This is a genomic window from Enterococcus sp. DIV0970a, assembly GCF_051711265.1.
Lineage (GTDB): Bacteria > Bacillota > Bacilli > Lactobacillales > Enterococcaceae > Enterococcus_D > Enterococcus_D casseliflavus.
The window spans coordinates 3,285,665-3,307,860 of sequence record NZ_JBIOMF010000001.1 but is presented as its reverse complement, the minus strand read 5'-3'; the positions used below and the strand labels follow the sequence as shown (position 1 = coordinate 3,307,860).

Below are 22,196 nucleotides of genomic sequence, written 5' to 3'. Positions count from 1 at the left end.
TCACTGTTGAACAATTTTATTCGTGGAGCACTTCCGAAATCAATTGAATAAAAAAACTTTATACAAAAGGAATGAATAATCATGAAAAAGCCATTTTCTATCTATATATGTTTGCTGGTGTTGCTTGGTTCAATTGTTTGTGAACCAACAATCATATTGGCGGAAGCACTTAACGCAACCGATAGCACGCAACGGACGACAGAAACGCTAGCAAGTAGCGAAGCAGAGAGCGAAACGATCGATTCGGAAAAAGCACCGACGGACTCATCTGGGACAGAGGAAACACAACCTACGACTACTCAATCTACAGAAGCACCAACTACCGTCCCTAGCGAGAGTCAAGAAACCCAAGCATCTTCGACATTGAATCAAAACAGTATTCAACCGCGAGCACCAGATGCTGAGAATGACACGGAAGCTTCGGCTACCGCGGAGAATCTTAGTGCCAACCTAAATGAACGGGGCGTGCAGCTATTTGATAATGTTCGGATCACTGACTTAAACGATCAACCCTTCACTGCCGAAAATCCGCCGATGTATAACGGCAACATCAAAATCAATTTTGACTGGTCGTTAGCAGACACGGAAGAAATTCGCGCAGGCGATTATTATACGTATCAATTGCCAGACTATTTTGCCATTCATAATACCGTTAGCGGCGAATTGACTCGTTCTGGCGGACAATCGATCGGAACCTTTACCTTGGATCATGATGGTACATTGACTGTCACGTTTAATGAGGCCGCACAGACATTATCCAATCGTTCGGGGACCATTGATCTGATCACGGAATTAAGTGTGAGTACTGTTACTGAAGAAGTGACGATTCATACTGGGATCTACGATGAAGATGGTCTTGAGATCATCATTACATTGCCGATTTATGAATTCGATATCATTAAGACTGGTAATGTGACTTCCAGCGGTTCAGTGGTCTGGGAAATTATTTTTAACCAAACCAGTCGTGAATTGCACGATGTGGTGATCACCGATAAGATGCCCCAAGGCTTATCTTATAGTACCTCGACGGGCTACTTGTACGATGAAGCTACCGAAGAGTGGGTTCGAACCGATGGCTTATATACCTTTAACAGCGTCAACAACACGTTTACCTTCAATCAAACCGTCAATCAACCGGTCCGCATCGTCATCAACAGTGCAGTCACCGATCCAACGGCTTCTTCTTTCAAAAACACGGCAACAATCAACGGTAGCGATTTTACCGAAAAAACCGCAGAAGCAACGGTGACCTATGATGAACAATCAGAATACAAACGGTTCAAAGGGTATGATCAAGAAACGAAACGTGCGTCATGGGAAATTTCCGTCACATTGGACAAAGACCAAGCCAAAGTTTTGGATCAGACCTATTCAGGAACGGATCCTGAAAAAGCCCTGCACTTTTTTGTGCCAGAGACTTTGGTGATCACGGACAAAGATGGTAACTCGATTCCAGCAGAAGATTGGTCCTTTGATGGGACGTACCAGCTGGACAAAGAGGGGGAAATCGTACGCTTTGGTATTACGTTTGCCAAAGCTGGTTACTACAAGATTCAATACGATACCCAGCTGTATGAATCGGTTTTAGCCGATACCCGTATTTACAACTACGCTTCGGTCCGCGACAATCAAAATACCTCGTTGACGGGCAGTGGGATCGTGACGCCAACCAAAACGATCGGTGTCGTGAAAACAGCTGGCACCAAAGATTATGAGACAAAGACTGTCGCATGGAAGATTGATGCCAATACGAATCAGCAAACAGTTAGCGACCTGATCATCGAAGACCGCTATCAATTGATTTCTGGCGCAAACAGCAGCGCACTGGCCTTGTTGGCGGATACGCTGGTAGTGACGGCGAGCGGCGTGACCGAGCCTTTGGTTCTTGATACCGACTATACGCTGGAGCTGATCAAAGAAACGAAAACACTGACGGATGGCACAACGAAGGAACTTGAGACGGGTTTTCGCATCAAGTTGCAAGGGGCGTACCAAACGACTTCGGCAATGATCACTGTTAATTTCAAAACTAGCTTTGATATCGTGCAACAGGGTACGTTACCGGGCAGCTCTACCGGACGTTTTAGTAATGCAGCGTTTGTCCATTATAAAGACGAAGCTGGCAATACGTTCACGGAAGCTTCTGAAACCAATACATGGATGGACACCAGTTGGTTAAAAAATGCCTTGAAATACGGCCTATTTATTGGTGAAGGGGAAGATGTCGCTAAAGCGATTACCGCCGTATTAGGTCGGAATCTAGGAACTATTTTTGATGAGCAGACCGCTTCGAGCGATCAAGTCTATTGGATGGGGCTATTCAATACGTACAAAGAAAAAATCAACAAAGATGCAGTCATCACTGACCAGCTGCAAGAAGGCCAAACCTTGAAAGACTTGGCGCTTTACACGGTCACAGTAACTGGGTATACGACGCAAGTCAGAGCGCTGAAAGAACAATTGGTGGAGAACGAGGATTACATCTACACCTATGATCCTGATACGAAGAAAGTTACGATCACCTTGCTGAAAGAAACGTCTGAAACACTGGCGGTCTTCTTGGCAACCGAAGCAGCTGAAGAGGTATTTACCTACAAAAATACCATCACATTGACGGACAATGACACAACCTTGACTGCCGATGGCCAAGTCGACAAGTCCGCAAAAACGGACTGGTTGATGAAAAACGGCAGCCAGAATGCCGACAACAATCGGTTGATCGATTGGGAAATCATGATCAACGCTGACAGTCGCAAAATCCACAATGCGGTAGTTACCGATACCATCAACTACAATCAGCACACCTTTTTACGCGATGCCAACGATGCCGTGATCGTAGAGGTGTATGAAGCGGTCTTAAACAATGGCACTTGGGAAAAAGGAGAAAAAGTCACCTTCACCAACGAGGACAATCCGAAAATCACCTCGGATGTGGTAGCAGGGACGCAATCGTTAGTGATCGCTTTTGAAGAAATGATTGATAAACCGTACTTTATCGTTTATCAAACACAGCTTGATCCTGGGATTTTGAACAATGAACGGGTGGCCAATAGTGTCAATTTAACGGGTAGTGAGATCGAGATTCACACAGTGACCAAAGAAATCACCATCAAATCGACAGACGGCAGCGGAACCTCTTCTGGGACGAATGGCTCCTTGACGATCGTGAAATACGATGCCGATGGCACCAAAGAACGAGGGATCGATGAAGAAGCGGTTTTCCAATTAAGCCGCAAAAATGCGCAAAATACCTATGAAGTCATCTTGTCGAATCTGGTGGTCAAAAACAATCAAATCATGGAAAACGGCAACGCCATTGATCGGATCGACAATCTGCGTTACGGCGATTATATGATCCAAGAAATCACCGCACCAGAAGGATACGAACGAGATGCGACTCAGTACACCTTCACTATCTCTGATAAAGAAGTCAATTATGTCTTTGAGCTAGCCAACAAGCGAGAAATCAAAGAAACGACCCATACTTTGAATGTCCAGAAGCTGCTTCATGGACGCGAGCTGAAAGACGGCGAATTTACTTTCTACCTGGTGGATGAAGCTGGCTCTGTGATTCTAACCCAAACCAATGACGGTAACGGACAAGTCACCTTTGACGACATCACTTACAATGAGCCTGGCGATTACCATTACACGATTCGGGAAAAAGCCGGCGATGATCCAACCATCACCTATACTGACAAAGAACTAAAGGTAACTGTGACGGTGACAGAAGAAGACAGTCAGTTGATTGCGACAGCAGTCTATGAAGGCAATCAAGTCTTTGAAAATGACTATACACCAAAAGCTGGCAGTGTCGTTTTGAATGCTGAGAAAATTTTGACGGGTCGAAGCTTGCAGGCAGAAGAATTTGACTTTGAACTAGTTGATGAAGCAGGAACTGTGCTTCAGACAAAAGCCAATGATGCCACGGGCAAGATCTACTTTGACGCTATTCCTTACGATAAAGCAGGTGAATACCGCTACACCATCCGTGAGAAAGCCGGAACTGACGACACCATCACCTACGATGCAAAAGAACTTGCGGTAGTTGTGACCGTCACGGATGAAGACGGGCAGTTGACTGCAGTAGCGGAATATGAAGGCAATCAAGTCTTCGAAAACAGCTATCAACCAAAAGCTGGTAGTGTCGTACTAAGTGCCGAGAAAGTCTTAACTGGTCGTACCTTACAAGCAAATGAATTCGATTTTGAACTAGTCGATGAAGCAGGCAATGTACTTCAGACAAAATCCAATGATGCCACGGGCAAGATCTACTTTGACGCGCTCCCTTACGAGGAAACAGGTGAGTATCACTACACCATTCGTGAGAAAGCAGGAACTGACGGCACCATCACTTACGATGCAAAAGAACTTGCGGTATTTGTGACCGTCACTGATGAAGACGGACAGCTCACGGCAGTTACCGAATACGAAGGCAATCAAGTCTTTGAAAATGACTATACGCCAAAAGCTGGCGGTGTGGTCTTGAATGTAGAGAAAGTGTTGACGGGACGCGCGTTAGAAGCCAACGAGTTTGCCTTTGAACTAGTCGATGAAGCAGGTGATGTAGTACAGACGAAAAGCAATGACGCAATTGGTCAAATCTATTTCGATGAATTGACATATGACGAAATCGGCGAATACCGCTATACGATTCGGGAAAAAGCTGGTGCAGATAGTACCGTTACCTATGATACGAAAGAAATTGGTGTTGTTGTGAGAGTCACCGATGAAGACGGGCAACTGGTGGCAACAGCAACGTATGAGGGCAATCAAGTCTTTGAAAACGACTATACGCCACAAGCAGGCAGTGTCGTACTAAGTGCCGAGAAAGTCTTGATAGGTCGTACCTTACAAGCAGATGAGTTCGCATTTGAACTAGTGGATGAAGAAGGGAACGTTCTTCAAACAAAAGCCAACGACGCCACTGGCAAGATCTACTTCGATGCTCTTGCATATGTCGAAGCGGGCGAATACCGCTATACTATCCGTGAACAAGCTGGCAACAATAGTACGATCACGTATGATGCAAAAGAACTTGCGGTAGTTGTGACCGTAACGGATGAAGATGGACAGCTCACGGCAGTTGCCGAATACGAAGGCAACCAAGTCTTTGAAAACAGCTATCAACCACAAGCAGGCAGCGTCGTACTAAGTGCTGAGAAAGTATTGATGGGCCGTACCTTGCAAGCAAATGAATTCGATTTTGAACTGGTGGATGAAGACGGAACTGTTCTTCAAACAAAAGCCAACGATGCCACGGGCAAGATCTACTTTGACGCGCTCCCTTACGAGGAAACAGGTGAGTACCACTATACCATCCGTGAGAAAGCAGGAATCGATGGCACGATTACGTACGATAGGAAAGAACTGGCGGTAGTTGTCACTGTAACGGATGAAGACGGACAGCTCACGGCAGTTGCGGAATACGAAGGCAATCAAGTCTTTGAAAACAGCTATCAACCACAAGCTGGCAGTGTCGTACTAAGTGCCGAGAAAGTCTTAACTGGTCGTACACTACAAGCAAATGAATTCGCCTTTGAACTAGTCAATGAAGAAGGCAACGTACTTCAAACAAAAGCCAATGACGCAACCGGCAAGATCTACTTCGATGCTCTCGCATATGATGAAGCAGGCGAATACCACTACACCATCCGTGAGAAAATAGACAGCGATGGCACCATCACCTACGATACAAAAGAGCTGGCGGTAGTTGTGACCGTGACGGATGAAGCTGGACAGCTCACGGCAGTTGCCGAATACGAAGGCGATCAAGTCTTCGAAAACAGCTACCAACCACAAGCAGGCAGTGTCGTACTAAGTGCGAAGAAAGTCTTGACGGGTAGAGACTTGCAAGCCAACGAATTCGCATTTGAATTAGTGGATGAAGCTGGAAAGGTTCTGCAAACCAAACACAATGACGCAAATGGAACGATTACCTTTGATGCATTGACGTATGACGATGCTGGGGAACATCGTTACACGATTCGTGAAAAAGCTGGCAACGACGCCACGATCATCTATGATGAAACCACCTATCAAGTAACGGTCACCGTCAAAGATCAAGCAGGAAAATTGGTGGCTGAAGCGGAGCAAACGGCAGAGATGGTATTCAACAATCGTGTCAAAGAAGGCAAAACACCGAAGCCGGGAACTGACAACTTACCGAAAACCAATGACACCACGACCGCTGGTTGGGTCGTCTTGGGACTGTTGTTAGTAGTAATCGCAGTAGGCATCTACCTTGATCGCAAAAAACGGACGCCGTTATCATAGGCAGGGGAAGCAACAGAGCAGAAAGAGAAAGCGGGATGAGGCCAACTTGTCCCGCTTTTTCCTGTCCCGTTTTTCTTCACTTCAAAGAAAAAAACCGTCAAAAGTATGAAACGCTAGGAAGCGAACAGTCAGCAAACCCAGACTCAAGAAGGGGACGAAGGGCAACTGCGCCAATCGTTTCTTCCAGATGCCTTGATAGCTAAAAAAAGCGAGGAGACCGAGACTGCTGGCTACTAGTAAGAGGGCCAAAAGTGTCTTTGGCGCTAGCCAAGTGCCCCAGCCTGCCAGCACTAAGAGATCGCCGCCGCCCATTTTTTCCTGCCAGACAAAAAAGACCAGTGGAACCAGCAAGCCTAAAGACAGCCATTGAAAAGAAGCGCCGCTTCTAAGCTGTGCCAGCGCTAGCAGTAGGTGGGCGGGGTACAGCAGTTGCGGGTAGACGCTATAGTCTATCAAGTCGGTCAAGCTGAGTAAAAAGGCACTGGTCAGCCAGACAAAAGCCAGGAAGCTTTCTGAAGCATGAAAGGCAACCCCGAAAAGTCCGCCATAGCATATGCAAGCGAAGACCCAATAAAGCGGGGATGAAAGCCATCTTGTAGGAAGGAGAAGAAACCAATGGTTATCCGAAACTTTGTTCACTTTCTGGTAGTGAGAACGAGAATCACTTTTTGGTAGATTCCAAAACAGGGTTTGTAAGAGCAAAAGCCAAAAGAAGCCGAGTAAAGCGCCTAAAAAAAACACGAAAATCGTCATTTTTCGTACCCCCTCATAAAGAAATACGTAAGAGAGTGAGAAATTTTCTCAAATAGATGATTTTGTTGTACTTTTTATTTGTTTCGTATTATCCTTAAAATAGATAATTTAGAGGAGGAATCGTTATGAAATTTGAACAAACAAAAGAAGTATTAAACCAACTTGTTGCTGATTTAAGCCAAATGGCTATGGTCGTTCACCAAACACACTGGTACATGCGTGGACCTGGCTTTTTGACATTGCATCCAATGATGGACGAATTCATGGATGATCTAAATGAGCAATTGGATGAAGTTTCTGAACGCTTGATTACATTAGACGGTTCACCATATTCAACTTTGCGTGAAATGGCAGAACACACTCAAATCCCTGATGAAGTCGGCAACTGGGACCGCACGATTCCAGAACGCTTAGCTACATTGGTGGAAGGCTACCGTTACTTAGCGGACTTATACCAAAAAGGGATCGAAGTGTCTGGTGAAGAAGGCGACGATCCAACCCAAGATATCTTCATCGGCTTCAAAACAGCCATCGAAAAACGTATTTGGATGATCCAAGCGCACTTAGGCGAAGCGCCATTGATCGATCCAGCGAAATCTCGCGTACGTCATTAATCAACAAAAAAACCAGCGAAGAATTTTCTTCGCTGGTTTTTTTACTTGCTTGTTAATAACGTTTTGGCGGCCTCAATTTGCTGTGCCACTTGATCAAAACCGGTGCCGCCATAGGAATGACGATTTTTGACGGCGGTGTAGGAGTCAAGTTTTTCAAAAATATCGCTGTCGATGGCAGGATGGATCGCTTGGTAGTCTTCCAAGGAAACATCTTGCAGATAGATGCCTTTGGTCAAGCACTCGCTGACGAGTTTGCCGACAATCTCATGTGCTTGTCTGAAAGGCACGCCTTTGCCAGCTAAGTAATCCGCTAATTCTGTTGCGTTGGAAAAATCCTTTTCAGTGGATTCTTGCATCCGTGCTTGATTGACCTTCATCGTTGCGATCATGCCCGTCATGATCTGCAAGCTTTTCGTGATGGTTTCGGCACTGTCAAACATACCTTCTTTGTCTTCTTGGAAATCTTTGTTGTACGCCAGCGGCAAGCCCTTCATGACCGTCAAAAGACCAAAGAGGTTCCCATAGACACGTCCTGTTTTTCCACGGATCAGCTCCGCCATGTCAGGGTTTTTCTTTTGAGGCATGATGGAACTGCCAGTGGAGAAGGTATCGGTCAGTTCCACGAATTGGTACTCGTGGCTGCACCAAAGAATCAGCTCTTCACAAAAACGAGACAGATGCATCATCAATAAAGAGGCGTTGCTTAAAAATTCCAAGATAAAATCACGATCGCTGACCGCATCTAGGCTGTTGCTGTAAATATTGCTGAACCCTAACTCTTGAGCAGTGAAGGCGCGATCGATAGGGAAGGTAGTTCCTGCCAAAGCAGCACTGCCTAAAGGCATCACATCGATGCGGCTCAAACTCTCACTGAAACGCTCTTGGTCACGCGTCAGCATACTGTAATAGGCTAAGAGGTGATGGGCAAAAGAAATCGGCTGTGCATGCTGCAGATGGGTATAACCGGGCATGATGGTGTAGATGTTGGCTTCGGCTTGTAAAACCAGCGCTTCTCGCAACTCAGCGATCAAAGTGATCACCTCTTGCACGACTTCTTTCAAATACAAATGCATATCGGTCGCCACTTGGTCATTACGACTACGGGCAGTATGCAATTTGCCTGCCACTGGTCCAATCAATTCATGCAAGAATGTCTCGATGTTTAAATGGATGTCTTCATTTTCAATCGTGAAGGTCAATTCGCCAGCGGCTAATTGCTGTTGAATCGTGGTCAAGCCGCCAATGATCGCTTCGCCATCGGTTTGACTGATGATGCCCGTATGGACCAGCATTTTGACATGGGCCAAACTGCCAAGAATGTCTTGCTTTGCTAACTTTTGATCAAACGTGATGGAAGCCCCAAAAGCATCGATCCATGCTTCATTTTTCCCATCGAAACGTCCGCCCCATAATTTTGCCATATTCTCACCTCAAAAAAAGATTACGGCTGAAGCGGCAGCTTCAGCCGTGCATACTTAAATCAATGTTTCTGTTAGTTGCTGTTGTGCTTGGATCTCAGCGTGCACTTTGCTTGGCAGTCCCCATAATTTGATGAAGCCGATGGCCGCATGCTGATCAAAGGTATCTGCAGAAGTATACGTTGCTAAGTTTTCATCGTACAAGCTGTTTTCAGATTTCCGTCCTTCACAAATGACATTGCCTTTGAACAATTTCAAACGCACGATCCCGTTGACGTAGACTTGCGTGCTTTTCAGGAAGGTAATCAAGGCTTCCGTCAATGGATTGAACCAAAGACCATCATAGATGACTTGGGCTAATTGCTGCTCGATGATTGGTTTGAAATGCGCCAATTCCCGTACAAAGACCAAATCTTCCAATTCTTTATGAGCCGTCATCAAAGCGATCGCTCCTGGACATTCATAAACTTCCCGTGATTTGATTCCCACCAGACGATTTTCGATATGGTCGATCCGACCAACGCCATGCTCGCCAGCCATTCGGTTTAGTTTCATGATCAATTCTGCTAGATTCATCGTTTCGCCATCAATGGCGGTCGGTACCCCTTGATCAAAAGTGATCTCAACGATCGTTGGTACGTCAGGAGTATCTTCTAATTCTTGCGTGATGGCGTAGGCTCCTTTTGGCGGTGTTGCCCAAGGATCTTCTAAGACGCCGCACTCACAGGCACGTCCCCACAAGTTTTGGTCGATGGAATATGGATTGTCCAAGTCAGCGGGAATCGGCACTCCTTTTTCCGCTGCATAGGCAATTTCTTCTTCTCGGGACCATTTCCATTCCCGAACCGGTGCGATGACTTTCAAGTGAGGCGCTAAAGCAGCGATCGCCACTTCAAACCGAACTTGGTCGTTGCCTTTACCAGTACAGCCGTGGGCGACGGTCGTTGCGCCAGTCGCTAATGCCAACTCCACCAATTTCTTGGCAATCAATGGACGAGACAAAGCGGAAACAAGAGGATAAGAATTTTCATAAAAAGTATTGCCTTGTAAAGCGATCAAAGCAAAATCTTGGGCGAATTCTTCGCGGGCATCGATGGCATAAGATTCAATCGCGCCAACTGCCAAAGCTTTGTCTTTAATGGATTGGGTGTCGCGACCTTCACCGATGTCTAGGCAGCAAGCCACCACATCATATCCTTGGTCCGTTAACCATTTAATTGAAACGGAGGTATCTAATCCTCCAGAATAGGCCAATATTACTTTTTCTTTCATACTTATTAACTCCTTTTCCGCGTGTTTTCAAGTGATTGAAGCTATCTTATCAGAATAAAAATAATAAATCAAGGGTAAAATTAAATATTTATACATAAAAGTGGTGATTATCAGGTTTTTATACTATTATCGATGGTTAAGGAAAAGAAGTGGATGCTCACTTTGTTAATGAAAGTTTATACATAATATTCATTATGGTATTCAGTTTTAGAAACCTGCAACAACAAGTTTCGTTTTTCAGAGAAAATGGCAGAAAACGAATGGAGAAAATTTTCAAAAAGAGGCGGAATTACGTTGACATTAGGCTTTATAGAAGGTATTATGTTATATGGTATTGTTTGCCCCACAAGAGCCCCGGAAACTCAAGTGTATGTCAAACATTCGTGAAATTGAATTGGAGGAAAAAATTGTGCGTACAACATATATGGCCAAACCAGGCGAAGTAGAACGTAAATGGTACGTAGTAGATGCAACAGATGTTCCTATGGGTCGTCTTTCAGCAGTAGTAGCATCTGTCTTACGTGGTAAAAATAAACCAACATTCACACCTCATGTGGATACAGGCGATTTCGTAATCGTCATTAATGCAGAAAAAATCAAATTAACAGGTAACAAAGCAAGCGATAAAATTTATTACCGTCACTCAAACTTCCCAGGAGGATTGAAATCAGTCTCTGCTGGAGAATTACGTGCTAAAAATTCTCGTCGTTTGATCGAAACTTCTGTAAAAGGCATGCTTCCTAAAAACACTTTAGGCCGTAAACAAGGAATGAAACTTCATGTTTATGCTGGCGCTGAACACCCACATGCTGCACAACAACCAGAAGTATTGGACATCACAAACTTAATCTAATAGGAGGGAATTTCATTGGCACAAGCTCAATATATCGGCACTGGCCGTCGTAAAAATGCAGTAGCCCGCGTACGTTTAGTACCAGGTACTGGTAAAATTACTGTTAACAAAAAAGATGTTGAAGAATACATCCCACACGCAGACTTGCGTGAAGTAATCAACCAACCATTCGGCGTTACAGAAACTAAAGGTTCATACGATGTTTTTGTAAACGTAAATGGTGGTGGATACGCTGGACAATCAGGTGCAATCCGTCACGGTATCGCACGCGCATTGTTACAAGTTGATCCTGATTTCCGTTTAGCTCTTAAACGTGCTGGCTTACTTACTCGTGACGCACGTATGGTTGAACGTAAAAAACCAGGTCTTAAGAAAGCTCGTAAAGCTTCTCAATTTTCAAAACGTTAATCTTTTTATCGAAGATTCGAGACACTCTCTTTTTGGAGAGTGTCTTTTTTCGTATCAAATGGTAAGTTTGAGTAATTTTTCATTATTAATCGGTCCTTTTTACAACCAAATAATTTGATTAATACCTCTAGCATCGATGACCATGATCGAAATTGCTCAGGTGTTATTTATAGCGCATTAATATCTTGTTGAGTAATGGTTTTAATCGGTTGATTCTTCTTTGTCAGGAATTCTTTATTTTCATTTTTCGATGTTATAAGGGTACCTTCTTCTATATTTATAAACTTCATGTCTATACGAACAACAATCTAAAATTATTGTACTATACCATGTTTATATAGACAACACGAGGAGGAAATATAAATGAACGAAAATGAAGGTGATAGAAAAGTGAAAGTGCTAATCAACGATTTATTAGCAGAACGTCAGATGTCTTTAAGAGAACTCGCAAGGTTGTCGGGAATTGAGCCATCAAATTTAAGCAATTTGGCAAATGGAAAAAGACAAAAAATTTATTTAGAACACATTGAAAGGATTGCAGATGCGTTGGACATTGATGATATCTCGAGGATATTAAAGTTGAGTAGGAATGTCTAATTTCCCTGACTCATAGCGGGAGTAAGTGGTTTGGCTGATATTCAGTAGTTTAGCAAGTTGTTCTTGATTCAAGTCTTTGTCTTCGCGTAAGTCGCGAATTCTATGATACACAAAATCACCTCATACGATAATATTAATACGGTCAAAGAGATTACAGCATAATAACAAATTGTACACATCGATTACTTTATCCATCAAAAAAACATAAATCATTTCTGTTATTAAATCATTTCCCTCAGATTTGGTCTTGCTTTCCAAAACGGGTTTCTATACAATAGAGGGGAATAGAAACCGAATAAAAAAAGGCACCCCGTATCAGAGTTGGCGCTCCAATACGAGGCCTTGAAAAGTCACGCGAACTGACTAATCAAGTTGCCATAGTCAATACCCTAAGGTATCGACCTGTTTATTGTACCTAATATTCTGTTCTTTTTCTAGTAGGAAAAGCAGATTTTCTGGGATTTTATGCAGGATGCCTTATGCTTATTTCACTATGTCAAAAGGATTGGACAGTCGTCCAATCCTTTTTTTGTGTTTCAAATGGGGAAGTTAAAATAACAGGAGATTGACGCATTCCAATTCTAAAACAGAGTGTCGGCAAGCCTCGGTTTCTATTCGTCTATCAAATAATCAAAAAGTTCTGAGGAGGGATTCACATAGAAAGTGAAGTTGCTTGGAAACTGCCGGAAGGGATTTTTTGGATAAAAGAGGGGATGAAGCAATGAGAAAGAAAGACGAGTGTTGGCTAAAAAAGCGTGTAGCAACTGATGTAGTTTCGACATATAGTTTCGAGCAGTCGGACCAATTGACGGATACGATCAAACGAGAGATGCAGTTATTATTTCCAATGTGCCGCTGTGTGGAAGAGACAAATGCAGAGTTATATTTCAAAAAGGCAACGGATGCGCTGCTTGAGGATGAAGGATTTGAGATCAGTCATGAGCACAATCAGACAGTCGTTTATGCGAACACTAGTAAAGGCTGGTTATATGGCTTCTTTGAACTTTATAAGCATGTGATTCGAACCACTGAGTTGCCAGAAAATCTAAGGTCGATTCCCAATCAAGCCATTCGTATGGTCAATCATTGGGATAATTTTGATGGGACGATCGAACGTGGCTACGCTGGAGAATCGATTTTCTATTCAAACAATCAGTTTCGGCAAGACCATGAAACGGTACGCGACTATGCGCGTTTCTTAGCTTCCATCGGAATGAATGCGGTTTCTATCAATAACGTGAATGTTCGCGGAGATGCCAAATGGTTTATTACGGAACCGTATTTGATTGAGATTAAAAAGATCGCAGATACATTCGCTGCCTATGGGATTCGGACGTTTTTAAGTATCAACTTTGCGGCACCTATATCCGTTGGAGGACTAACGACCGCCGACCCGTTAGCTGAGGAAGTTATTGCATTTTGGCAAAAAACAGCAGATACAATCTATCAGGTGATGCCGGATTTTGGTGGGTTTGTAGTCAAAGCTGATTCTGAAGGGGAACCGGGATCGTTTGTTTACGGGCGTGACCATAATGATGGTGCCAATATGCTGGCACGAGCGTTGCAACCCTACGGAGGGCTACTGATATGGCGCTGCTTTGTTTATGACTGTTTACAGGATTGGCGAGATCGTTCAATTGATCGTGCCAAAGCTGCCTACGACCACTTTATGAAATTAGACGGTACGTTTGAGGAAAATGTTATTTTACAGATCAAAAATGGACCGATTGATTTTCAAGTACGAGAACCCGTGATGCCGCTTTTTGGCGCGTTAAAATACACCAATCAAATGTTGGAATTCCAAGTAACGCAAGAGTATACCGGACAACAAAAGCACATTTGCTGCTTACTACCGATGTGGAAAGATGTGCTAGATTTTGATACGAAGCATCCACTTGAACACGCCACAGTAAAGAAGATTCTACCAGAGCAAAGTCCAAATCCTAAATACTCTGGCGTGGCAGCAGTCGTCAATGTCGGCATGGATGATAATTGGACCGGACACAAGCTAGCGCAAGCGAACCTTTTTAGCTATGGCAGATTGATTTGGAACAATGAATTAAGCACAGAAGCTATCCTTTGCGAATGGATCGATTTGTCCTTTGAGTTAGATGATTCTGCAAAAAAAAGACTACTTGCAATCCTCGCTACGTCCTATCAGACCTATGAAAATTATACTGCCCCGCTAGGTATCGGTTTTATGGTTCGTCCCAATCATCACTATGGGCCTGATGTCGATGGCTACGAATATGATAGATGGGGGACGTATCACTTTGCGGATAGAAAGGGCATTGGCGTCAATCGAACGTTAAAAGACGGCACCGGCTATGTAAGGCAGTATGCGGATGCTTGGTGTGAAACATACGAAAATGTAGAAACTTGCCCAGATGAACTTGTCTTATTTTTCCACCATCTGCCATACGACCATGTCTTACAAAGCGGCAAAACGATCATTCAACACATTTATGACACGCATTTCGAAGGCTATGAAAAAGTAGAGGAATATGTTACCGAGTGGGCTTCCTTACAGGGACAAATCGATGAAGAAAGTTATCAAAACGTCGCCGAACGATTGCAAGAACAAGTTCGTTCTGCTAGAGATTGGCGGGATCAAATCAACACGTATTTTTATCGTAAAAGCGGCATTCCAGATGCACATGGACGTCAAATTTATGCGTAGAAAGAGAATCAAGTGCTAGATTTAAAAGAAGTAATAGCACGTTTAGATCACTAAGAAAAAAGATTTCAATCAGAGGTAAAATTTTTTGTAATATAAGTTAGTTTATCCAACTTACTAAAAAGAATCAGGAGGAAGAGTGATGAAAAAATGGAAAAAACAATTGATAGTGGTAGGTTCTTTGCTTTCGATATCTTTGGTGTTGGCTGGATGCAATGCTGGGAGAAAAAAGACTGAGACAACGGGGAGTGGTGATCGAGTAGAAATCAGCTTTAGTTGGTGGGGAAATGACGATCGCCACCAGGCAACCCAAGAGATGATCGCTCATTTTGAAAAGGAGCATCCTGAAATTGCAGTCAAAGGAGAGCCGAGCGGCTTTGGCGATTTGGATCAAGCCTTCACGACGAGGTATGCTGGCAATACTTTGGCGGATATCACGACTTTACTCTACAATTGGGTGCCGCAATTCGGACAAAATGACGGGTTTTATGATCTTAATACAATCGATAGTTTGGATCTGTCCACCTATGAACCTGATTTTTTGGCATTCGGACAAGTTGATGGAAAGCAGGTTGCCGTTCCTTATGGGGAAAATACTTTAGTTATGTATTTAAACAAATCCGAATATGAAAGACATGGTATTGATGTCACTACGTTGAAGACGTGGGACGATTATGTGGAAGCCGCTAAGAAGTTACCAGAAGGGACCTTTTGTGTCGTATCCCCAACTTGGCGTTTTCCAGTAACCATTTGGTTGCAACAAAAGACTGGAACGTCTGAGTTTGATGAACAAGGAAATATGAATTGGACAGAACAAGACTATTTAGAAGCGATGACTTGGTATAAGGAAATGGCAGATGCTGGGGTCTTCGTTTCAAGACAAGATTATTTAGAAAATGTCGGCTCAGAACCGGTATCCTTAGCCACCAACAAAAAGTGGATTGAAGGACAATATGCGGGCGGTATCGATTGGAATGCCAGTATGTCTTCTAATTATGAAGCATTGAAAGAAGTAGGGGATGAAATGGTCGTCGTTGACTACCCAATCGCAGAAGGCGGCACCGAGGTGAATTTAATGTCAAAACCTTCACTCCTTTTTGCCGTTCGGAAAAATGTTGAACATCCAGAGGAAGTAGGCACATTTCTAAATGAATTTTTAAATGGCGAGGAAGCAAATAAAATTTTGGGTCTTTCCAGAGGGATTCCTGCTTCAAGCAAAGCGATCGAAACGTTGATGGAAGATGGACAATTATCAGGTGTGATGAAAGAAGGATTTGAGTACGCCCAAAGTGTCGCAAAAATCAACCAAACACCGTTCTATGAAGATGGTACCTTAACGACTATTTACACTGCAGAAATGGAAGCTGTCGAATTAGGACGAACGGATTTAGAAACAGCTGCTCGCAACGTCTACACGAAAACAAAAGAACAAGCCGAAAAGCTTGCGAAAGACTATAAATTGCAATAGGCAACTATCCGCATGCTTTATGGGAGTGAATGGCTTTTGTTTGCTTCCATGAAGTATCGTGAATCGTTGTCAAAAAGATTGGAGGGATTTTATGAAAAAGGAAAAAGTGGGCTTGATCTATGTAACCCCTTGGCTGATTGGCTTTTTACTGTTGACCGCTTGGCCGATCTTGTCCTCATTTTATTACTCACTGACCGATTATTCTTTGGCTCGTGTCGGACAGACACCTACATTTTTAGGCATTCAAAATTATGTGAATCTCTTTAAGGATCAAACGTTTCTTGATTCGATGCGGGCGACACTGATTTATACGGTGTTTACTGTGCCTTTTCAACTAGGGTTTGCATTGTTCGTTGCGTTTATTCTGAATTTCAAATTAAAAGCCATCAATTTCTATCGGACGGCGTATTATATTCCCTCGATTCTAGGGGGAAATGTGGCCGTTGGTGTGCTTTGGCGATCAATGTTTCAACCAGAAGGTTTGGTGAATATTTTTCTAGGAACCGTTGGCATCGAGCCAATCAACTGGTTATCGACACCTACAGGCGCAATGGTCGTCTTGATTCTCTTGAAAGTGTGGCAATTTGGTTCCTCAATGTTGATTTTCTTAGCTGCATTGAAGGAAATCCCCCAGGATTTGTATGAGTCCTCGAGTTTGGACGGTGCATCAAGGGTGACCCAGTTTTTCAAAATTACGATTCCTTTGATCACACCAACCATTTTTTTCAACTTAGTGATGCAACTGAACAATGCCTTTCAAGAATTTAACGGTCCTTTTATTGTCACCGGTCGTGGTCCCCTCAATGCCACGTATCTGTCCTCAATGTTTATTTATGATAAAGCATTTAAAGAATTTGATATGGGCTACGCAAGTGCGGCAAGTTGGGTGTTGTTTGCGTTGATTGTTTGTTCAACGGTTCTTCTTTTCACGAGCCAAAAACGATGGGTCTATTATTCTGATGGAGGTGGGAAATAAATGGAGGCAACCCCTGTAGCATCTGCAAAAAAGAAGCACTCGAATAAGCATGGTCAAGCACTGATTCGCTATGTTTTGTTGACGGTCGTTGCACTGATTATGCTGTATCCAATTATTTGGATGGTTGGAGCGTCCTTCAAAACGAACACAGAGATTTTCACATCAATCGGCTTCATTCCTTCAACGATTGATTTCCAAGCATATATTGATGGTTGGAACACCAAGGGCGATTATACGTTCACCTTGTATTTTATCAATACCTTTAAATACGTCATTCCAAAGATTCTTTTTACCGTTGTCTCGGCGACTCTTACAGCCTATGGATTTGCTCGGTTTGACTTTCCATTCAAGAAAATCATGTTCTCGTTGTTAATGGCAACGATGTTTTTACCTCAAGTCGTAACCAGAATCCCCTTGTATCTCTTCTGGAATCGCTTGGATCTATTAGATACGTATGTTCCGTTACTGGCCAATTCATTTTTAGGACAAGAACCCTTCTTCGTGTTCATGATGATCCAGTTTATGCGTTCAATTCCACGGGATCTCGATGAAGCAGCGATCGTTGACGGTTGTTCTTCTTTCGGTGTTCTCTGGCGTGTCCTGATTCCGTCATTAAAACCTGCACTGATTTCTTGTGTGATTTTTCAATTCGTTTGGAGTTTCAGTGATTTCTTAGGTCCATTGATTTATATCACTTCACAAGACAAATTCCCAGTATCTCTTGCGTTGCGGCTCAACGTTGATCCATCTACTAATACCCCATGGAATCAAGTGTTTGCAATGTCGGTGATCTCATTGTTGCCAGCCATCATCTTATTCTTCAGCGCGCAAAAGTATTTTGTCGAAGGTGTCACAAGTTCGGGTATCAAAGGATAGGAGGTAAGTATGAATCCTTTCTTTCACGCTATTTCTGAGTGGACCGTTGCCATTGTCCACTCAGCCTATCGGCTTTTGGTTTATCAACTGTATTTCATCCTGTCGAATAGTTTACTCCTGATGCACTTGTTTTTTCTTCGATTGACTCTGAATAATATTGTCTTCTTTTGGGTACCCCTAGTATTTTTTATTGCAAGTCTGTCCGCTCAATTCGGCTTATTTAACAACCCAGAGCATTTATCGAATAGAAAGAACTATTCTCAGTACTATCGAGAATGCTTGAAGAAAAACTGGGGATTATATTTCTTGTATTCTCTGATTATTCTCTTGATTCTCTTTGGACTGAAAATACTGATATTATATCAACGATCTGTTATGTTTTTGCCATTTGTCCTTACGAGCTGTTTTTTATTAAGCAGTATGCTCTTTGTCTTACTGATCTCAAGCGATTCCCGCGTCACTCAAATCCCATTTAAGAAGAAAATAGAATGGTCATTGCTGATAAGCTACCGTTTGCCTTCAGTCACTGTTTATAATAGTGCATTTATTGGACTGTCGATCTTTTTGATGCAGTATTTTTCTTTGGCGTATCTTTGTTTTCTTAGTGGTGCAATCAATTACGGCGTGTATCGTAATTTGATTCGACGATTTTCACTTGATTTGTTTTTTGAGGAGTGGGGCAACAAGAGCGAACGGCTTGAAATGAATACTAATCAAAAACTGTAGCTTAATTTTAAAAAAAGAGGTGTTTCTATGAAAATAAAAAATCCTGTCTTATCCGGCTTTCACCCTGATCCGTCCATCATCCGAGTAGGAGATACGTACTATCTAGCTAATTCAACGTTCGAATGGTTCCCTGGGATTCGTTTGCACGAATCAAAAGACTTGGTCCATTGGAAACTGCTGGATGCTCCTCTCGATTCAGTAGAGATGCTAGACATGAAGGGAAATCCGTCGTCTGGTGGAATATGGGCACCAGACTTATCATATGCAGACAACAAATTTTGGTTGGTGTTTACCGACGTCAAAGTTGTGGATGGGGCATTTAAGGACATGACCAACTATTTGACTACCGCAACGAACATCCATGGACCGTGGACTACACCGATTCGATTGAATGGCGTTGGCTTTGATCCCTCTCTGTTTCATGATGAGGATGGCAGAAAATACCTCGTGCAACAGACGTGGGATCATCGAGAGTATAAAAATCCTTTCAATGGCATTACACTGACCGAATTTGATGTAGAAACCATGCAGTTGAAACCAGAAACTGCTCGAATGATTTATGAAGGAACGAATGTAGGATTAGTTGAAGGGCCGCATCTATACAAAATAAATGGGCGTTACTATTTATTTGTGGCAGAAGGTGGAACTGTCTTTACCCATCAAGAAGTCGTAGCTAGATCCTCTTCACTGGAAGCTGATTCGTTCGAAACCGATCCTCATGGTCCGTTTCTAACCAATTACGATACGCCTCATTCATACTTGCAAAAGCAAGGACATGGGGCACTTGTGTCTACTCCGTCAGGCGAATGGTACTATGCATCGCTATGTGCAAGACCCTTACATCGAGAAAACGAGTCGGTGACAAATCCTCGCGGATGGTCAACTTTAGGACGTGAGACCGCCATTCAAAAAGTTGAATGGGATTCTGAAGACTGGCCAAGAATCGTTGGTGGACATGGGGGACAAACAAGCGTGGAGGCACCTAAAGATGCAGTACCTACCGAAGTTTTGAGTAGCCGCTCTCATTATGATGACTTTAGTGAGAAGCAGCTAAATAAAAACTGGCAGACCCTTCGTGTACCAATTTCAGCAGAAATGGGCAATGTAGGCGATGGGAAACTAGAAATAATTGGAAAAGGAAGCTTAACAAATCGCCATGATCTTTCAATGATCGCACGCCGTTGGCAAACCTTTTATTTTGATACAATAACAAAAGTAAAATTTGATCCATTTTCTTACCAACAAATGGCAGGACTAACCAATTATTATAATGACCAACACTGGTCCTTCATTTTTATCACTTGGAATGAAGAAAATGGAAAAGTAATTGAAGTAGCTGAAAACAATCAAGGAACCTATACGTCCTACTTAAGAGAAAATGCGATTGCCATTCCAGATGATGTGGATTTTGTCTGGTTCAAAACAAAAGTCCGCAAGCAGACCTATAGATATGCCTACTCCTTTGATGGAGAAACATGGCAAGATTTACCAATCGAATTTGATTCTGCTATTCTCTCGGATGATTATGTATTACAAACTTGCGGCGGCTTCTTCACCGGAGCATTTGTCGGACTAGCAGCGGTTGATTATGCAGGCTATGACACAAAAGCTGTGTTTTGTGAATTTGATTATCGAGAGATGGATGAGGAAGGGCGCAGTTAATTATTATATTGATCTAGAGTAAACTCATTTTTTGTGAGTTTACTCTTTTTCGCTAATTTCTTTCAGTTGGCAGATGAAAAAGTGAATACCCTTAGGTGCTACACTTTTTTTTAATTTTGATTGGCGACCTTAGTTTTCCGATATTCCCCTAAAAAGCTCATCTAACAGCTCCTAACCTTATATACATTTACATATCTAACTCTTATCTTTTCGCTTTTAGTTAGTTAAAAAGCAAAAAATAAATGTGAATCCGAGCTATTTTTAAATAATTAACCAGATAATCTTCCGATTGGAACGATTAAATAGTGAATGATTGGTAGAAAAGAGATTAGAGGATGCGAGTTGTGATAAGTAAACTCATAAAAGAAGAATGCTAGAAAAGTAGAGAAAAAATAGGATTAATGAAATAATCGAGATCCTTATTTTATAACAATTTTCGAAAACCATAAATGAATTGAAGGAAGCTTAGTGTGGGTGAAAGAATAATTACAAAAAAATATTGACTTAAAAAAATGGCTATGGTAATCTATAAACGAAAATAGTGGGAACGTTTCCAAAAAAGTGACTTCGTTAAATTTTTATTTTTTTAAACAAAATGGAAACGTTTCTAAAATGTATTGGGAGGAGATTGAATTGGAAAAGACATTGGGACCAGGTGGTGAGATAAGGGCGGTACAACGGGATAACAAAAATATCTCGAAGTGGAAAAAATTAAAGAAACAGTTGCGGCGTGATAAGTGGATGTACTTTTTGCTCTTACCCGGTATCATCATGACGTTTATCTTTAAGTATGTGCCAATGTACGGTGCTGTGATTGCATTTAAAGACTATAATCCTATGCTAGGAATTTTGGAAAGTTCTTGGGTAGGACTAGATCACTTTAGGGAATTTATCAGTTCACCAAATTTTACACTTTTGCTGAGCAACACATTAAAAATTAGCATTTATGGTTTATTGTTAGGTTTTTTTCCACCAATTATTTTAGCACTGAGCTTGAATCAAATTATCAATAAAAAAATAAAACAGAAAATCCAGTTGATTCTATATGCGCCGAATTTTATCTCAGTAGTTATTATCGTGGGGATGCTGTTTTTGTTCCTATCCGCAAATGGACCTATTAATGGGTTAGTAGAAAAGGTTACGGGGCAACCAATTATGTTCATGTCTAATCCAGCTTATTTCAGAACGATTTATATTTTATCTGGAATTTGGCAAGGAATCGGCTGGTCATCCATTCTTTACACCGCAACACTGGCGGGAGTCAGTACCGATTTATATGAGGCAGCAAATATCGATGGGGCAAATATTTTACAAAAGATTTGGCATATCGATTTGCCTGCATTGAGGCCTGTGATGGTGATCAGCTTCATCTTGGCCGCCGGCGGTATTATGAATGTAGGATATGAAAAAGCCTACTTGATGCAAACTTCAATGAACATCCCTGCCTCAGAAATCATTTCCACTTATGTATACAAAGTCGGCTTGCAATCAGGTGATTATGCCTACTCTGCTGCTGTTGGTCTGTTCAATATGATTATTAATGTCGTTTTATTACTGATTGTCAACAATATAACCAAGCGGCTAAACGATGGTCAAGGCTTGTAATGAAAGGAGAAAATT

Annotated in this window: 15 protein-coding genes and 1 pseudogene; 12 read left to right on the top strand and 4 right to left on the bottom strand. The window is 42.4% G+C overall.

Features of this window, described 5'->3' with window-relative positions; translation table 11 throughout:
* Positions 1-81: 81 nt before the first annotated feature.
* Positions 82-6,276 (top strand): Spy0128 family protein, encoded by a 6,195-nt coding sequence (locus IGK14_RS16015; RefSeq protein ID WP_010748882.1) that lies wholly within the window; start codon positions 82-84, stop codon positions 6,274-6,276.
* An 81-nt stretch (positions 6,277-6,357) separates the two neighbouring features.
* Here IGK14_RS16015 and IGK14_RS16010 read toward each other — a convergent pair whose 3' ends face one another.
* Complete coding sequence (locus IGK14_RS16010; RefSeq protein WP_010748883.1) at positions 6,358-7,029, bottom strand: prepilin peptidase; 672 nt, start codon at positions 7,027-7,029, stop codon at positions 6,358-6,360.
* A gap of 125 nt (positions 7,030-7,154) precedes the next feature.
* Here IGK14_RS16010 and IGK14_RS16005 point away from each other — a divergent pair, with 125 nt between their 5' ends.
* A complete protein-coding gene (locus tag IGK14_RS16005) occupies positions 7,155-7,643 on the top strand; it encodes a Dps family protein (RefSeq protein ID WP_005230382.1) in 489 nt (162 codons plus the stop codon).
* Between the two features lie 41 nt (positions 7,644-7,684).
* Here the strand turns inward: IGK14_RS16005 and argH are convergent, their stop codons facing one another.
* Positions 7,685-9,064 (bottom strand): argininosuccinate lyase, encoded by a 1,380-nt coding sequence (gene argH / locus IGK14_RS16000; RefSeq protein WP_010748884.1) that lies wholly within the window; start codon positions 9,062-9,064, stop codon positions 7,685-7,687.
* 54 nt (positions 9,065-9,118) lie between these two features.
* A complete protein-coding gene (locus IGK14_RS15995; protein WP_005233014.1) occupies positions 9,119-10,333 on the bottom strand; it encodes an argininosuccinate synthase in 1,215 nt (404 codons plus the stop codon).
* A gap of 406 nt (positions 10,334-10,739) precedes the next feature.
* Between IGK14_RS15995 and rplM the strand changes: the two genes are divergently transcribed.
* The 3 genes from rplM (at position 10,740) to IGK14_RS15980 (ending at position 12,191) form a co-directional block, all read left to right on the top strand.
* Positions 10,740-11,186, top strand: a complete 447-nt coding sequence (gene rplM, locus IGK14_RS15990; protein WP_301280258.1) for a 50S ribosomal protein L13 — start codon at positions 10,740-10,742, stop codon at positions 11,184-11,186.
* A gap of 15 nt (positions 11,187-11,201) precedes the next feature.
* Positions 11,202-11,594 (top strand): 30S ribosomal protein S9, encoded by a 393-nt coding sequence (gene rpsI, locus IGK14_RS15985; protein ID WP_003128901.1) that lies wholly within the window; start codon positions 11,202-11,204, stop codon positions 11,592-11,594.
* Positions 11,595-11,957: 363 nt separating this feature from the next.
* Positions 11,958-12,191 carry a helix-turn-helix domain-containing protein gene (locus IGK14_RS15980; RefSeq protein WP_010748885.1) on the top strand — a complete coding sequence of 78 codons (234 nt, stop codon included), beginning with the start codon at positions 11,958-11,960 and terminating at the stop codon, positions 12,189-12,191.
* On the opposite strand, the pseudogene IGK14_RS15975 reads toward IGK14_RS15980, so the two are convergent.
* A pseudogene (locus IGK14_RS15975) lies at positions 12,174-12,302 on the bottom strand (helix-turn-helix transcriptional regulator); the annotation flags it as partial. The gene IGK14_RS15980 and the pseudogene IGK14_RS15975 overlap by 18 nt on opposite strands.
* A gap of 610 nt (positions 12,303-12,912) precedes the next feature.
* Between IGK14_RS15975 and IGK14_RS15970 the strand changes: the two are divergent.
* The 7 genes from IGK14_RS15970 to IGK14_RS15940 all read left to right on the top strand — a co-directional run bounded on the left by IGK14_RS15970 (position 12,913) and on the right by IGK14_RS15940 (position 22,181).
* On the top strand, positions 12,913-14,871 hold the full coding sequence (locus IGK14_RS15970) for an alpha-glucuronidase (RefSeq protein WP_118214771.1): 1,959 nt from the start codon (positions 12,913-12,915) through the stop codon (positions 14,869-14,871).
* Positions 14,872-15,010: 139 nt separating this feature from the next.
* Positions 15,011-16,336, top strand: coding sequence for an ABC transporter substrate-binding protein (locus tag IGK14_RS15965; protein WP_010748888.1), 1,326 nt, complete (start codon positions 15,011-15,013; stop codon positions 16,334-16,336).
* Between the two features lie 91 nt (positions 16,337-16,427).
* A complete protein-coding gene (locus IGK14_RS15960; RefSeq protein ID WP_010748889.1) occupies positions 16,428-17,312 on the top strand; it encodes a carbohydrate ABC transporter permease in 885 nt (294 codons plus the stop codon).
* Positions 17,313-18,188 carry a carbohydrate ABC transporter permease gene (locus tag IGK14_RS15955; protein ID WP_010748890.1) on the top strand — a complete coding sequence of 292 codons (876 nt, stop codon included), beginning with the start codon at positions 17,313-17,315 and terminating at the stop codon, positions 18,186-18,188.
* A gap of 9 nt (positions 18,189-18,197) precedes the next feature.
* On the top strand, positions 18,198-18,914 hold the full coding sequence (locus tag IGK14_RS15950; protein WP_010748891.1) for a hypothetical protein: 717 nt from the start codon (positions 18,198-18,200) through the stop codon (positions 18,912-18,914).
* A 27-nt stretch (positions 18,915-18,941) separates the two neighbouring features.
* Positions 18,942-20,576 carry a glycoside hydrolase family 43 protein gene (locus IGK14_RS15945; RefSeq protein WP_194186130.1) on the top strand — a complete coding sequence of 545 codons (1,635 nt, stop codon included), beginning with the start codon at positions 18,942-18,944 and terminating at the stop codon, positions 20,574-20,576.
* Between the two features lie 612 nt (positions 20,577-21,188).
* Complete coding sequence (locus IGK14_RS15940; protein ID WP_010748893.1) at positions 21,189-22,181, top strand: ABC transporter permease; 993 nt, start codon at positions 21,189-21,191, stop codon at positions 22,179-22,181.
* Positions 22,182-22,196: the final 15 nt, after the last annotated feature.